This window comes from Pseudomonas sp. S35 (assembly GCF_009866765.1).
Taxonomy (GTDB): domain Bacteria; phylum Pseudomonadota; class Gammaproteobacteria; order Pseudomonadales; family Pseudomonadaceae; genus Aquipseudomonas.
The window spans coordinates 694,318-709,227 of the sequence record NZ_CP019431.1; the positions used below are offsets into that span (position 1 = coordinate 694,318).

General features: G+C 63.0%; 7 protein-coding genes. 1 reads left to right on the top strand and 6 read right to left on the bottom strand.

Annotation, left to right across the window (positions count from 1 at the left end; genetic code table 11):
• Positions 1 to 264 precede the first annotated feature (264 nt).
• Positions 265 to 6,189: a DUF4329 domain-containing protein gene (locus PspS35_RS02960; protein WP_159932711.1), complete on the top strand. Its 5,925-nt coding sequence runs from the start codon at positions 265 to 267 to the stop codon at positions 6,187 to 6,189.
• Between the two features lie 7 nt (positions 6,190 to 6,196).
• Here PspS35_RS02960 and PspS35_RS02965 read toward each other — a convergent pair whose 3' ends face one another.
• From PspS35_RS02965 to PspS35_RS02990, 6 genes are all read right to left on the bottom strand, one after another.
• Positions 6,197 to 7,207 (bottom strand): iron ABC transporter permease, encoded by a 1,011-nt coding sequence (locus tag PspS35_RS02965; RefSeq protein WP_159932712.1) that lies wholly within the window; start codon positions 7,205 to 7,207, stop codon positions 6,197 to 6,199.
• Complete coding sequence (locus PspS35_RS02970; protein WP_159932713.1) at positions 7,204 to 8,151, bottom strand: ABC transporter substrate-binding protein; 948 nt, start codon at positions 8,149 to 8,151, stop codon at positions 7,204 to 7,206. The genes PspS35_RS02965 and PspS35_RS02970 overlap by 4 nt, the downstream gene beginning before the upstream one ends.
• The gene (locus PspS35_RS02975; protein ID WP_159932714.1) at positions 8,148 to 8,930 is read right to left on the bottom strand and encodes an ABC transporter ATP-binding protein; all 783 of its coding nucleotides are present in this window, start codon (positions 8,928 to 8,930) and stop codon (positions 8,148 to 8,150) included. Before PspS35_RS02975 ends, PspS35_RS02970 begins: the two co-directional genes overlap by 4 nt.
• 50 nt (positions 8,931 to 8,980) lie before the next feature.
• On the bottom strand, positions 8,981 to 11,089 hold the full coding sequence (locus tag PspS35_RS02980; RefSeq protein WP_159932715.1) for a TonB-dependent receptor: 2,109 nt from the start codon (positions 11,087 to 11,089) through the stop codon (positions 8,981 to 8,983).
• Between the two features lie 151 nt (positions 11,090 to 11,240).
• Positions 11,241 to 12,623 carry a PepSY domain-containing protein gene (locus tag PspS35_RS02985; protein WP_159932716.1) on the bottom strand — a complete coding sequence of 461 codons (1,383 nt, stop codon included), beginning with the start codon at positions 12,621 to 12,623 and terminating at the stop codon, positions 11,241 to 11,243.
• A 119-nt stretch (positions 12,624 to 12,742) separates the two neighbouring features.
• A complete protein-coding gene (locus PspS35_RS02990) occupies positions 12,743 to 14,821 on the bottom strand; it encodes a TonB-dependent copper receptor (protein ID WP_159932717.1) in 2,079 nt (692 codons plus the stop codon).
• Positions 14,822 to 14,910 lie beyond the last annotated feature (89 nt).

Below are 14,910 nucleotides of genomic sequence, written 5' to 3' on the forward strand. Positions count from 1 at the left end.
GCTGGAGTGATTGCAAAGGCTGTGCCCAGTCGGCAAACGGCATGCACAGGTCGTATCCACGGGGATATCCCACGGGTCGCGCCCCAAGGCGGGGCCTGAACGCCAGAAGGGGGCGCGTGCGTGCGTCATTCTGGTGCCGGGCTGTCGAGGCTCATCTATATGTAATGCCTGGTCCCGTGTCTGGTTGAGCAGAATCGCCTGATTCGGTGCGGTACCGCGCAAGGCGGGTGCACCTGGTTGTCAGACGGAAGCAGGGAGCTGCAAATGAACAAACGATTGTCGAGGCAAGCGCGCGCCGCCCAGCGCGTCAGGGACGTGCCGTTGCCGGCCTTGAGCCCGCGCTTTATCCATCCGGACGATGCGGCGCTTTGGGCCCACCGGCGCATTGGCACACGCTATGAACACGAATATGGCGGTGTGATCCTTCGCAACCCACAGGGGTATTTTTTTGCCACGGAGCCGGTGAAAGGCAGTGGTGATGTTTTCGATGTCAAAGATGTATTGAACATCGGCGATGACGGCGCGGTGCTTGCGCCCGCAGGGTATGAGCTTTCAGGCATCTACCATTCGCATCCTGCCGTACACGACGAGGTCACCCGCAACAACCCAGAGCTTTCCGTCCAACAGGTCAAGGCGTTCGTGAACTTCTTCTCCATTGGCGATGTGGTGGCCGATGTATTGGACCAGCAGTCTTTTGCGCTGTCGTATCTGTCGGGGCCGGACGATTCCCTGATCCGCTACAAGCCCAGTGGCTCGTCTATCGAGGCGCGTCATGTGCAGTGGCTGGAGGGGAAGCTGGCGCAGCGTCCCACGGAGGCGGACAACACGGTTGAGGGGGATATCAAGACATTGGCCGCCCTGGGCGAGTTGAGCCTGGTTATCTCCAGCGCAGTGTGGGGCGGTTCGCGTGGGGTTGTGTCGCCCCATTGGCAACCCTATGCGCCGTTCCAGCAAGCGGTGCGGCCACTCACGTCGAGGGTCTGCACCGAGGTCGCGCAGGCCATTCAGGCCGGGGTAGAAGGCAGCCCGGCAGTCAAGGATACTTGGCGCCTGGGCCTGATTTTCAAGCGCGATAACCTCGAGGAATATGTGGCCACGCCGGCCCTCGCCATGACCGAGCCGCGCTTCGCCGTGAATGACCTGTTGTCGACGGACCATGACGGCAATTACGTACTAGCGCACGCGCACCGTATCGAAGGTTTCTACTGCGTTCCACCCGCCGAACGCACTCAGGTGGCGCCACAGCAACCCTGGCTTTACCGCAGCTTTTTCCCGCCGTTGGCGCTGGCGACGGCGGCTCATCAGTCGCGGCTTATTGCCAGCCTGCGGGTGCCGGATCGGCCGTTGAGCCTTTACCAAGCCATGCCGGATGGCGCATTGCTTGGCTACCAGTTTTCCTACGCCGATGCCGAAGCTCAACTGTATCGAATCGCCGATGATGGCCAGATAAGCGACCACGGGCTGGACGCTCAATTGCTGGCGGGAAAACTGGCGCCCCAGGCGTTCGTCCTGAAGGTCGCGGCAGCGGGGACGTTGACGGTGCTGGGGACGGACCGTGTGTGGGATCAGGCCGGGCGCGTCACGGCTCATTGGCGACCGTTTTCCAACATCGCGCCTGTCACGACGGGGCCGGCCTTCATGAGCCCCGACGATGCCGCACGCTGGGCACACAACCAGATCGGCACGCGGCGCAATAAGGAATATGGTGGCGCGATTCTCAAGCGCGGCAATCGTTATTTCGCCACCGAGCCCACCAGTGGCGCGCACGTGCTGTTTGATTTTCGGGCGATCCTGGCCCTGGACGATCAGCAGAATTTCATCGCGCCCTACCCGTATGAGTGCCACGCGCTCTACCATTCACACCCAGGGGACGATGGTCAGATAAAGCGGCATAACCCGAGTTTCACGCCTGATCAGGTCGAGCTGTTCAATAGTTTTTACTCCAACGCTGACCAGGTGTTTGTCATCACGCACCGCGACTTTGCCCGTGTGCACTACCTGTCGGGCGCCGAGGGCGCGTTGCTCAAATACGTCAGCAGTGGCTCGGCCGAAGAAAAAAGCCTATATGCGCAACTGGCAGGTACGGCACCGGTTGTGCCATTCACGGCGTTCGAAGGCGCGGTCTGGCGGTTGGCGAAGGCAGGCGACCTGCGGGTGGTAGTGCCCTCGCCGGTGTGGGGCGGCGTGCGCGGCCGAGTGAGCGCTGGCTGGACCTTGCGCAGCCCCGTGAGCCGAACGCGCGCGCCGCAGGAACAACCGTTTTTCACCTCGCTCGGCGGCAGTGCGCAAGTCGCTGTGCTGATTGCCTTGAGCCTGGTTTCGCGGCTGCCGTCGAATGGCTTTCAGGGGGCAGTGCTCAAGCACCAGAGCACCTCAACCTATATCGCCACCGAGCCGATGGCCCTGGGCACTTCGTTGGCGGACCTGTTTGCGGTCCGGGACAACGGCCAATACCGATTGCCCTCCAACTATCGGCTGGTGGGTTTTTACTACACGACTGCCCTGCAGGCGGGTGCATCGGTGTCTGCGAAGGAGCCGTGGCTGTACACGCGATTTGTCAGCCCGCCCCTGTTGGTGACGGCGATGAACCAAGCGGCCGCCACCAAGAGCCTGCAGATCGCCGAGATGGGCTTGAAGCTGTTTTTGCACACGTCCGACGGCGCCCTGCTGCAATGGCAGGTCCCCGACGCCGAGACCGCCACCGAGTTATTCGGGGTGAGTGCCGACCATTCAGTCACCGACAACGGCAACTGGGCGGCCTTGATGGACGGCACGCTGACACCGCGTGCGTTCGTACGCCGGGTGATCCGTGCAGGCCAATTGACGGTGCTGCAACAGGGGCGGTTATGGAACACCCTGGGACAGCTGTATGACAGTGAATCCATGCCGCTGGGCCTCAAGAACGGCAGCCTCGGTGCGGCGTTCTTGAGTGCCGACGATGCGGCGCGCCATGCGCATGAACGCATCGGTGTACGGCGTGATGTGGCCTACGGTGGCTACATCCTGCGGCGCAGGGATCAACGCTTCGTATTCACCGAACCGGTGCGTATTCAAGGCGATGGTTTTGCCGGTGATCTCTTGCTTCCGAGCAGGGGCAACGGGTTGCTGGTGCCCCCGAGTGATCATGAGATTTACGCGCGCTACAGTTCCCATCCGCCGCTGTCCCATGACGAGCTGGCGCAGTGGCAGCGTGCGGGATGGACGACCACCGACCTTGAGGTCAGCGCTACGACGTTTTCGGACGTGGAAATCCGTTCGGTGCTTCAGTCCCAGCGTCCCGCGTACCTGAGTGGTTCGCCCAACAACCTGATTGGCTACTTCCCCAGCGGGTTGGAGCATGAGGCGCTGGTCTTGGCCAACGCGACGCGCGAACCTGGAATCATTGGCTATCATCGCCGTCTTCAAAGCGGCGAACTCAAGCCTCAGAACCTGGTGACGCGCCTGGCGGATGCCGGTGAGTTGCGGGTGCTTGCACGTACGCCGCTTTGGGGCCCGCGCATCCGGGTCTACCCGGATTGGACGCCGCACTTTCAATACGCCGACACGGCCCCGCAAACACCCTCGCTCAGTGCGCTGTTTGCCAGCGCGGATGCGGCGGCGGTCAATGCGCACGTCCGAGGCTATGGTCGCAACCTCAATGCCCAAGGGTGTACGGCCTACCTGCTCAAGCACCCGCAAAAGAACGAGTACGTGGTCAGCGAACTGGCCCCTGCCGAACCCGGCAGTTGGCTGAGTGACTCTGCCCTGGGCGCGGCCTACCTGGCAGGCGGCGACTTTGTCCATGGTTTCGTGGTGGTTGGGTTGTTCTACTCTCAGCAGTGGTTGCCCAGCGGCCTGCCCACCACCGAGGCGTGGTTGACCCAGTTCTTGGCAACGCCACACCTGCTGCAGCGGGCCGAGAAGGATGCGCGTTATCTGCCGCGCGTCGGCGCGGCGGGCGTGCTGCCGGTTTATCTGTCGACGCTGGAAGGCGCGTTGCTGCGCTTTCAGCCGCCCGAAATCTCAGTGTTCGAGGGCGGGGTGAATGGCGCTGAGGTCAGCGTAGGGGGCATGAGTCTCAGCCGGGGCACCCTCGATATTCGCCGCTTTGTGACATTGATGGCCCAAACCGGTGGGTTGACGGTGCTGTATTCCAGCCCCTGCTGGGACCGTCGAGGCGCGGTGAGCGCGCAGCCCTCACAGTGGCGGCCGTACGAGCATTTGCTGCGTCGGCGCCTGGGGCCGGCCTTTCATGATCAGGACGACGCCGCCCGCTATGCCCATGCCCTGCTTAAAGGGATGAACGGTGCGCCGCTGTCGGGGGGCTTGATTCTCAAGCGACCCGACGGGTTGTTTGTGGCCACCGAACCTTTGAGCGTCCCCACGGAAGACTTCGATCCCAAGTGGGTATTCCCCGATGAGGTTGTCGCGCTTGGCGGGTTTCCCGCCGCCCACACCATCGTGGCGCGTTACCGTTCAAGCTCGGGACGTGAGCTGCCGTTCGCCCTGGACACCACGCAACGCGACATCTACCGCAACATGCTGTCGACACGGGTTATTGGTGCTGCGCTGTCGGCGACCGATACCCATCTGAACCGCGAGTACCTGTTCGGCTCTGATGGCAGTGTGTTGAGTTACAGCCGCAGCGGGTCTGAGTTGGAGGCGCGCTTGAAGGTCGATTTGCAACCTTTGAATCGGGTGCGCGCAGATCGACTGGAAAACACGCTGGAGCATCAGATCCGCTCAGGGACGCTCAAACCCCAGGCATTCGTCGTGCGCTTGAGCAAGGCCGGCACGTTGCGCGTGGTGGAGGGCAGCAAGGTCTGGGGAGCCCCCAGGTTGCTGGTGGATTTCTTACCCAACGTTGACCGCCCGCCCGCGCTGCAGATCGAGAATGCGTCTGCCGAGCCCGCCTTCAGCCCGGTTTTCGCGCAGGAGCAGGCTGCCGTGCGATACGCCCATGAGCGCTGTCAGTACGGTGACACGCTGAAGTTTGGCTATGTCTTCAAATCGACCCGCAAAGAACAGTACATGGTGACGTTACCGCTGGCGCGGCAGAGCTACTGGAAGTACGCGCAGGTATTTCCCGATGGCCTGTTTCCCCAGGGGTATGTGCTCGAAGGGCTTTACTTGTGTGCCTCGCTTGAGGCCCTGACGCCGGGGCAAGACCCCCATCAGCAGACGTTCCATTCGCCGTTGGACATCGACAATGGGATTCGTTTTTCCCGGCGTGCCGTGAACGGTAAAACCTTGAGGTTGTACCTGTCTTGCCCGGAGGGTGCATTGATCCGCTACCTGTATCGGGACACCGACGAGGCCTTGGATTCACGGGCGCATTTCCCGGCGATCCTTCAGCAGTTGCACGCGGGCAAAATCAGCGTGTTGGACTCTGTGCACGACTTGGCCCGTCGCGGCAACCTGGATGTACTCGTGGAGGGCAAGGTCTGGGCCGGTACGAATCGAATCACCCCTGGCTGGATACCTGGAACAGGTGAAGGCTTTACCGACTACCCGCTGGGCTGTGGTCCGCTGTTTTCCCACAGTGATGACGCTGCGCGTTACGTTCAACGCAGTTTTAGCTCGGTGCATGGGCACAACTATGTGGCGGCGATCCTGGCAGATGCGGCGCATGCTTCGTTTATCGCGACGTTGCCGTTATGGCCGGGCCTGGATATGCCAAGGCTGCTGCGGTTGTTCTACACCGGGCGTTCCGGGCCGGTGCAACCGGCCGTGCAACCGGATGATAAACCTGTGCCCTGGCCGGACTTCCCGAGCGGCTATCGTGTGGTTGGCGCTCAGTTGATCTATAAGGATGCCCCGCCCGCCGGGCCGTCGGTGCCCAAGGATGAGCGCCTCACCAGCCACTTTATCGAACCCACGTTCCTGAGCTATTTCATCCGCATCCTCAAGGCGCATCCGCACACCTCGCCGAGCCTTTACGTGGTCACGCGCGGTGGGGCGTTGTTGAAATACATCCCCGGATTCTCGCCGTTGGAAAGCCAGCTCATGGTCTCGGCGGCGAGTGTCAAACCCATTGCGTTTTTCAACCGCTTGACGGGCGTTGGCCAGTTGTATGTGCTCGAAAAAGATGACTACTGGCAACAGGAAGAGGTGATCAAGACCCTGCAAACGGACAGTCGCGAAGGCGTCCAGACCGATGTGCCCGTGATTGACGAACCGTTGCGGATCCGTGACCGCGATGAGCTCTAAACCGCCGCTAGCGCTTGCGCATCAGGCCGATAAAAAACAACCCGCCGATGGCCGCCGTGGCCACGCCGATGGGCAGGTCTTCGGGGGCAATCAAGGTCCGTGCGGCGACGTCGACCCACACCAGGAACAGGCTGCCCAGCAGCCCGCACACCGGCAGTAAGCGGCGATGCTCGGCGCCCACCAGGCGCCGGGCAATGTGCGGCACCATCAGCCCGACAAAGCCGATGGAGCCGCTGATGGACACCAGCACGCCGGTCATCAGCGAGGCCACCAGAAACACCTTCAAGCGCACAGCGCGCGCGTTCAAGCCCAGGGTCACGGCGGTCTGTTCACCGGCCATCAAGGCGTTCAACGGCCGCGCCATGCCCAGCAGTACCAGTAACCCCAGCAGCACGGTCACAGCAGGTATCGCCAGCAGTTCCCAGCGTGCCAGGCCGAGGCCGCCGAGCATCCAGAACATCACCGCCGATGCCGCGCGGTGGTCGCCCATAAACAGCAGCAGATTGGCGGCCGCCATCATCACGAACGACACCGCCACACCGCACAACAACAGGCGCTCACTCTCCAGCCGGCCATTGCGACTGGCCACTGCCAGCACCACCAGCATGCTCGTCAAGGCGCCGATGAATGCCGCGATGGGCAGGGTCAGCAAGCCGATGATCTCGCCCACGTGCACCACCACGATCACCGCGCCCAAAGTGGCGCCCGAGGTCACGCCCAGCAGGTGCGGGTCGGCCAGCGGGTTGCGCGTGACGGCCTGCAATACTGCGCCGATCAACGCCAGCCCGGCGCCCACCAGGGCAGCGAGTAACATGCGCGGCACGCGGATCAGCCAGACGATGGGTTCCTGCCCGGCCGTCCAAGCCACCTCGCCCAGTCCCAGCGTCTTGTGCAGCAGGATGCGCCACACCACCTCCACCGGCACCCGCGCTGGGCCGAAGGCCAGGGAAATCACGCAAGAGATCAGCAGCAGCATCCCAAGGACAGCGAGCAGCCAGGCATAGCGACGGCTGTTCATTCGCCGTGAAACCCCTTGGCCAGGGTTTCCACCGCCAGCACGTTATCGATGCCGGGCGTGGCCTGTACGTAGGGGATCACGATGAAACGCTGGTTCTTGATGGCGTCCACCCCTTGCAGCGCCGGGCTGTTCATCAGGAACGCTTGCTTGTGCTCGGCGGTGACTTCGCTGTAGTCGACGATCACGATCACCTGCGGGTTGCGCTCCACCACGGTCTCCCAGTTGACGCGGGTCCAGCTGGCCTGCATGTCATCGAGAATGTTGCGCCCGCCGGCCGCTTCGATCAGCGCTTGAGGCATGCCCAGGCGGCCGGACGTCATGGCGCGGTCTTCGCCACTGTCGTAGAGGAACACCCGTGGCTTATCGGCGGGTAGGTCTTTTTGCACCTCATCGACCTGTGCCTGCATCTGTGCGATCAGCGTGTTGGCGCGGTCCTGCACGTCGAAGATCCGGCCCAGGTTGCGCAGGTCGTTGTAGGTGTCGTCCAGCGTCGCGGCCGGGCGCTTCATCACGAAAGCGCAGGACTCGGTCAGCTCATACACATTGATGCCCAGCGGTTGCAGGGTGCTCGGCGTCAGGTCGCCGCCCACACGCATGCCGTAATCCCAGCCGGCGAAGAAGAAATCCACGTTGGCGTTGAGCAAGGTTTCCACCGAAGGGTATTTGCTCGCCAGCTCTGGCAGGCCGTCGAGCATTTCGGCCATGTGCGGCGTCACTGACTTCCAGCCGGTGATACCGCTGTAGCCAGCCATGTGCGGCTTGAGGCCCAGGGCGAGCATCATCTGGGTCATGTTGATGTCGTGGCTGACCGCGTGCCTAGGCGCCTCCTGGAAGGTCACGTCGCGGTTGCAGCTTTTGACGGTCACTGGGTAATGGGTCGCCTCGGCGAACGCACAGGCAGTGCCGAGCAACAGGGCGAGAGACAGCAGCGAGCGCAGGATCATGAGGGGGTTATCCAGGTGATTCGGGGGTAGCCGGACAAGGGGTGGGTGTCGATCAAGGCATCGACGCCGAACACATCGCGCAGCAGCTCGACGGTCAGCACTTCATGGGGCGTGCCGCTGGCGACGATGCGCCCGTGGTTGATCACGTATAGGCGGTCGCAGAACGCAGCGGCCAGGTTCAGGTCGTGGATGCTGGCCAGGGTGCCGATATTCAAGCGCTTGACCAGCCGCAGCAACTCCAGCTGATAGCGCGGGTCGAGGTGGTTGGTCGGCTCGTCGAGGATCAGCAGGTGCGGTTGCTGGGCCAGGGCGCGGGCGAGGATCACGCGTTGTTTTTCACCACCCGAGAGGGTGGCGAAGCCGTGGTCTTCGAAGCCCAGTAAACCGACCGCTTCAAGCGCCTGCTGAACCAACTGCCGGTCGTGCAGTGTGTCGCCATCGAACAAACCCTTGTGGGGCGTGCGGCCCATGGCGACCACTTCATCCACCCGCAGGCCAAAGGCGTCGGGGAACTCCTGCAACACCACGGCGATACGCTGCGCGCACCACTTCGCGCTTTGCTTCCAGACGTTCTGGTGCTCAAGCAGTACCTCGCCCTGGGCGGGCTTGCTGAAGCGATAGGCGCAGCGCAACAGGCTGGTCTTGCCGCTGCCATTGGGCCCGATCAACCCCACGAACTCCCCCGCACCGACGTGCAGGCTGGCGTCACGCAGTTGGAACTGGTGATGGCAGTGGTTCGCCGTGGACCAGTTGAGGCGAGTGAGGGTGAGTGAAGTCATCAATACTCTCAAGTCCTACATAGTTCCCATGTGGGAGGGGGCTTGGTCGGTTAGAAGGTGTAGTCCGCGGTGACGAAGAACGAGCGCGGCTCACCGAGGATCCACTGCTGCCCGTCGTTGTACTGGCTGACGGCGTAGGTACGGTCGAACAGGTTGTTCAGTTGCAGGCCGAGCGTGGTGTTGCGCATGGCTTTCCACGACACGGTTGCATCGACCACGGTGTAGCTCGGCAGCTCATTCTGGTTGGCCATGTCGGCATACCGCGCGTCGACATAACGCACCCCGGCACCGGCGCGGATGTCATCGCTCACCGCCTTGCTCAGCCACAGGTTGGCGGTGCGCCGTGGTACGTCCACCGGGCGGTTGCCATCGCGGGACACTTGCACGCCGTTGACGTCCTGGTTGAAGTCGTCGTACTGCGCGTGGACGAGTGCCGCGTTGGCTTGCAGTTGCCAGGCATTGGGCAGTTGCAGGTCGAGGCTGGCTTCCAGGCCACGGGAGGATTGCTGGCCGACCTGCTGCTTGAGGTCCGGGTCGCCCGGTACGTCGGTGAGCAGTTTCTTTTTGACAATATGGTAGGCCGCCAACGTCCATTCGCCGCGCTGGTCCCAGAAGGCTTGCTTGATGCCGATCTCGGTTTGCTTGGCCGTGGACAGGTCGAATTGCTGCTGGCTCTGGCTCAGGGAGATCAGGCCGCCGACCCCATCGGTACTGGTGGCGTACTGGCCGTAGACCGAGGTGTCCGGGGTGATGGCGTACACCAGGCCGGCCTTCCAGTTGTTGCCGGTGAGGGTCTTGTCGGTACTGCTGGCGTTACGCAAATCCTCACGCTCGACCTGCGCATAGTCGCGGCGGATACCGGTGATCAGCGACAGTTGGTCGGTGAGTTGCAGGCGGTTTTCGGCGAAGCCGGCGACAGTTTTGGTGGTGGTGGCGAACAGCGGCTTGAAGGCGTTCTGGCTGTCGAACGGCGCGGGTGCCGGGTGGTTGATGTCGATGGGCTGGCCATTGCTCGACACATCGTTGAACGGTGAGTTGCTGGCCAGGCGGAAACGGATACGGTTGTATTCCACGCCGGTCACGGTCTGGCTGTCGAGGCCGAACAGGCTGTGCTTGAAGGTAAAGGTCTGGCGGTCGCCGACCTGTTCCTGGTTGTGCTTGATGGCGAAATTACCGCTGCGGGTCAGTTGGCCGGCGGTGAAGTTGTAGTTCTCGGCGTTCTGCCAGCGACGCTGGTTTTTCAGATAGTACAGCTCGTTGGTGGCGCTGACGTTATCGCTGATTTGCCACTCACTGGTCAGGCGTGTCCATTGGTCGTTGTAGTGCTGGGTGTCGTTGCTGACGTTGTAGTTTTTGTCGCGCAGGCCTTTGTGCAATTGGCCGTTGATCAGCGGCGTGCCGAAGTAGTTTTGCGGGCGCTGGTCGCCGTAATCGCTGGCCAATGTGAAGCTCAGGTTGTCTGCCGCTTGCCAGCGCAGGGCGCCGCTGATGAAGTCGCTGGCCGAGTCGCCACGGTCGATAAAGCCGTTGCTGCGCAGGCGATTGAGGTTCAGGCGGTAGCTCAGGGTGTCGGTCAGCGAGCCGCCGCTGTCGAGGGCTTGCTGCTGGCGGTCGTAGGAGCCATAGCCCAGGCGGATGTGGTTTTCGATCTCGCCTTCAAACGGCTTTTTCGGCACGGTGTTGATCACCGCCCCGGTGGCGCCTTCGCCGTACAGCACCGAGGCCGGGCCGCGCAGCACGTCGACACGCTCCACCGACCAGGTGTCCACCGGGAAGGTCGAGGTGCCCATACCCATGTACATGCGGTTGCCGTCGTACAGTTGCATCACCGAACCCTGGCCGGTAAACCCACGGGCCGACAACGAGGTGCCGCCGTCGCCCGGCGAGCCGGTGCGGCTGATGCCGGTGGCGCGGGAAATCGCGTTCTGCACGCTGGCGTTGCCGCGTTCGCGGATCTGCGCGCCGGTCTGGCTTTCGACGCTGCCTGGGGTTTGCAGGGCTGTGAGGTTCAGGCGCGAACCGGCGGTGGTCGGGGTCTTGAGGTCGACGTGTGCATCGTCCACGGCGGTTGCGGTGACAGGACTGGCGGGCAGGGTCAGGGCCTGGGCGCTGTGATGCAGGGCGAGCAGGCACAGGCCGGACGCAAGGTACTTGTTCATCGGACGGAAAATCGCTTCTTCGAGGCGGTGCTCGCCGCGGGTGCGGCGAGCTGAGGTATGCAGTGAGTGTTATAAGTTAACACTTCCTACGTCATTGGCGAAAGCCTGCGTAAGACTACATAACCCCTCTATGTAGGGCATCTCACCTACTTCATGTCGAACCTGAGGCGGATTCACGTTGCGCGAACAGCCGCGACAGCACCAGGCGGTCCAGTGCCCAGACCCCGATCAACGAGGCGCCGACCAGCGGGAAAATGATCGCCAGCGCCAGCATGATCACCATCGCGGTTTTCCACTTTGGCAGGTCGTGACGCAACGGCGGCACACCCAGGCCGCCCTGGGGGCGGCGCTTCCACCAGATCACCAGGCCACTGACGGCGCTGAGCAGGATCATCAGGCAGATCACCAGCACGATCAGTTGGTTGACCCAGCCGAACATCTTGCCTTCGTGCAGCATCACACCGGTCTCGGTGGCCCGCGCCACGAAGTTGTAGTGCGCCCAACGCACATCGGCCAGCACTTTGCCGGTGTATTGGTCCACATGCAGGGTGGCGTCATTGCGTGGGTCGTTGGCGAACACGGCGACGGTGAACACGCCTTCGGCGGTGGTGGGGAAGGTGATGCTGTAGCCGGGCTCAACCTTGCGCGAAGTGGCCAGGTCGACCACCTGCTGCAGCTTGATCGCGGGCGCGGCCGGGGCTGAGTGCATGGTGCCGTGGTTCATATGCTCGGCGTGGGCGCCGGACAGGGGCATCGGTGTGTTTTCCATGGCCCAGGGCACGGTCTGTTGTGTCGCGCTGTTGAGCACCCGCGCCTGTTGGTCCGACTGTGGCACGTTGTTCCACATGGCCGCCGGGAAGGTGTTCCACAGGTCGGCGTATTGCTTGCCCCAGAAGCCGGTCCAGGTCATGCCGCTGAGCAGCATCACCAGCAGCAGCGCGGCACCCCAGAAGCCTGTGACCGCGTGCATATCGCGCCAGAACAGGCGGCCGCGACTGCTCAAGCGCGGCCACAACACCCCGGCGCCAGATTTGCCGCGCGGCCACCACAGGTACAGGCCCGACACCACCAGCATCACGCCCCAACCCGCGGCGAGTTCTATCAGGCGGTCGCCGGTGGTGCCGATCATCAACTCACCGTGCAACGCGCGGGCGATGGCTTGCAGGTTGTATTTCGCGTCCTGCTCGCCGAGGACGGTGCCGCGGTACGGGTCGACGAAGACCGTCACTTCCCGGCCATCTTGATGCATGACGAACTGCGCGCTGCTCGTGGCATCGGCCGGCGGCAGGTATTTGCTGATTGCGCCCTGGGGGTAGGCCGTCTTGGCGCGTTGCAGCAGCTCGTCGGCGCTCAAGGCGTGTTCGGCTGCGGGTACGGTCAGCAGGTCGCCGTACATCAGCGGGTCGAGTTGGGGTTTGAACAGGTAGATGATGCCGGTCACGGCCAGCAGCACCATGAAAGGGGCGACGAAGAGGCCGGCGTAGAAATGCCAGCGCCAGGCCAGGTTGTAGAAGGATACTTTTTGAGTGCTCATCGGGCTTCTCCGCAAGGCTTGTGATTTTTTGGGTATGTGAACGCCAAACCTGTAGGAGCGTGCTTATTGTGGCGCGCAAGCAAGCTTGCTCGCTACAAAGAGCCCGCTCCTACAATGCGTTAAAAGCTCATGTCGATTTTAGTCCAGAGGGTGCGCCCCGGCTCCTTGATGGCTTGCGGGTCGCTCGCCGGGTAGCCGAACCCGGCATTGCCCGCCAGGTTCAAATGCTCGGCGTAGGCCTTGCCGAACAGGTTGTCGACGCCGGTGCTGACCTTGAAGTTTTTATTGATGCGGTAGGCGCCGTTCAGTGAGAACACGCTAAAACCGCCGCTCTTGTCGTAGTCCTTGCCGACCACGTTGCCCTTGTTCTGATCGATACGGTTTTGTGCGGCGACCACCCGCCACAGCGCGCCGGCACTCCAGTCGTCCTGGCTGTAGGTCAGGCCCAGGCGTGCATCCAATGGCGGCATTTGTGGCAGGGCCTTGCCGTCGCTGCTGTTCTTGCCCCAGGCATAGGCGAGGGTGGCGTCGGCTTTCCAGTTGGGGGTTAGCTTATAGGCCGCGCCCACTTCACCGCCCATGATGCGGGCGTCCACATTGCGTGCCTGGGAGGTGGTGCCCATCATTCCTGCACGGTAGTCGAACAGGATGAAGTCACGCACTTGGCCAACGTAGCCCGAGGCCCAAGCTTGGAGGTCGTCGGCCTTGTACTGCGCGCCGAAGTCGAGTTGGGTGGTCTTCTCCGGTTTCACGCCGTCGAAGGCATTCACCGAACCGACCGCGCCGGTGTTGGGGGAGAACAACTCCCAGTAATCCGGGAAGCGTTGCGCATGGCCCAGGCCGGCGTAGAGGGTGGTGGGGCTGTCGGCCAGGTCGTGCTCGTAGCGCATGAAGCCTGAGGGCAGGGTGTCGGCGCGAGTGTCGTCGGCCGTCGGGTTGGGGCGAGTGCTCATGCCGGAGCCGGTGGTCTGCCGAAAATCCTTGGCCGAGGCGCGGTCCAGGCGTGCGCCGGTGATCAGGCGATCACGGTCGGCGGCGTACCAGGTCAGCTCGCCGAACACACCGTAGTTGTGGAAGTTGGCGTCCTTGACCTTGGGCAACGCCTTGTAGGTGTCGATGCCCATGCTGCTGCGTGCGCGGTGTTCATTGGTCTGCGCGTCCAGGCCGCCGATCAACTGCAGGTCGGCCCAGCGCCAGGTGGCCTTGATCCGCGCGCCGAGGGTGCGTCGGTCGACGTTGGAGGCCATCGGCCCGGCCATCATCCCGGTGCCTGACGGCGTGCGCAGGCTGTAGTTGTCCATCACGTGGTCGGCGTAGTTGTAGTAGACCTGGGCCTCGACCTTATCCAGCACCTCACCGATATCGGATTTCTCAAAACGCAGCCCCAGGCTTTCGCGCAGGAACTGCGAGCCGTCCATGCCGCGCCCGGCGTAGCGCGCTTCGCCATCGCCACGGCCGGCAGTGAGCTCCAGCAGGGTGTCGGCATCGGGGGTCAAACCCACGGCCACGTCACCATTCCACTTGTCGTAACGCGAGGCGACGGTGTGGTTATTGCCGTCTTTGTAATCGTCGGCGTGGGCCTGGTTGCCGATCACTCGCACATAGCCCAGCGGCCCGCCGGCGGCGGCATCGATAACCTTGTCGAAGCGCCCGTTGGAGCCGGCCAGCACACTGGCGTTGAGCCGCGTGCCGAGTTCGCCGAAGTGCTCCGGCTCGCGGTCGAACAGGACGGTGCCGGCCGAAGCGCCTGGGCCCCAGAGCACGGTTTGTGGGCCTTTGATGACCGTGAGCGTGTCGTAGGTTTGCGGGGAAATGTACGAAGTGGGCGCATCCATACGGCCGGGGCAGGCGCCGAGCATCATGCTGCCGTTGGTGAGGATATTCAGGCGCGAGCCGAACATGCCACGCAGCACCGGGTCGCCATTGGTGCCGCCGTTGCGCACCAGGGCGAAGCCGGGGATGGTCTTGAGGTAGTCGCCGCCATCGCTGGCGGGTACCGGTTGGCGTGGGTCTTTCGGGTTGGTGATTACGGTCAGCGGCGAACTGGGTGCAATCGCGGTGATCACCGTGGGGCTCAACGCGTGGTCGGCGTGGTCGGCGTGTTCGTCGGCCTGAGCAGGGGTGGCAAGCAATGCGCCGCACAGGGCGGCGAGCACAGGGGTACATCCCAAACGGGTGTCAGCAGAAAACCTGGACATGACAAATTCCATCAATCAATCGTAAACAACACGGCCAGCAGCCTGCGGCTGTCTGTCTAAAGTCGGCCGGGGTGAAGTAACGGTGCTTG

Bases quoted from the DNA above. Each gene is read 5' to 3' on its own strand.
- PspS35_RS02990 (WP_159932717.1), bottom strand. From the start codon at position 14,821: ATGTCCAGGTTTTCTGCTGACACCCGTTTGGGATGTACCCCTGTGCTC.
- PspS35_RS02965 (WP_159932712.1), bottom strand. From the start codon at position 7,207: ATGAACAGCCGTCGCTATGCCTGGCTGCTCGCTGTCCTTGGGATGCTG.
- PspS35_RS02975 (WP_159932714.1), bottom strand. From the start codon at position 8,930: ATGACTTCACTCACCCTCACTCGCCTCAACTGGTCCACGGCGAACCAC.
- PspS35_RS02960 (WP_159932711.1), top strand. From the start codon at position 265: ATGAACAAACGATTGTCGAGGCAAGCGCGCGCCGCCCAGCGCGTCAGG.
- PspS35_RS02985 (WP_159932716.1), bottom strand. From the start codon at position 12,623: ATGAGCACTCAAAAAGTATCCTTCTACAACCTGGCCTGGCGCTGGCAT.
- PspS35_RS02980 (WP_159932715.1), bottom strand. From the start codon at position 11,089: ATGAACAAGTACCTTGCGTCCGGCCTGTGCCTGCTCGCCCTGCATCAC.
- PspS35_RS02970 (WP_159932713.1), bottom strand. From the start codon at position 8,151: ATGATCCTGCGCTCGCTGCTGTCTCTCGCCCTGTTGCTCGGCACTGCC.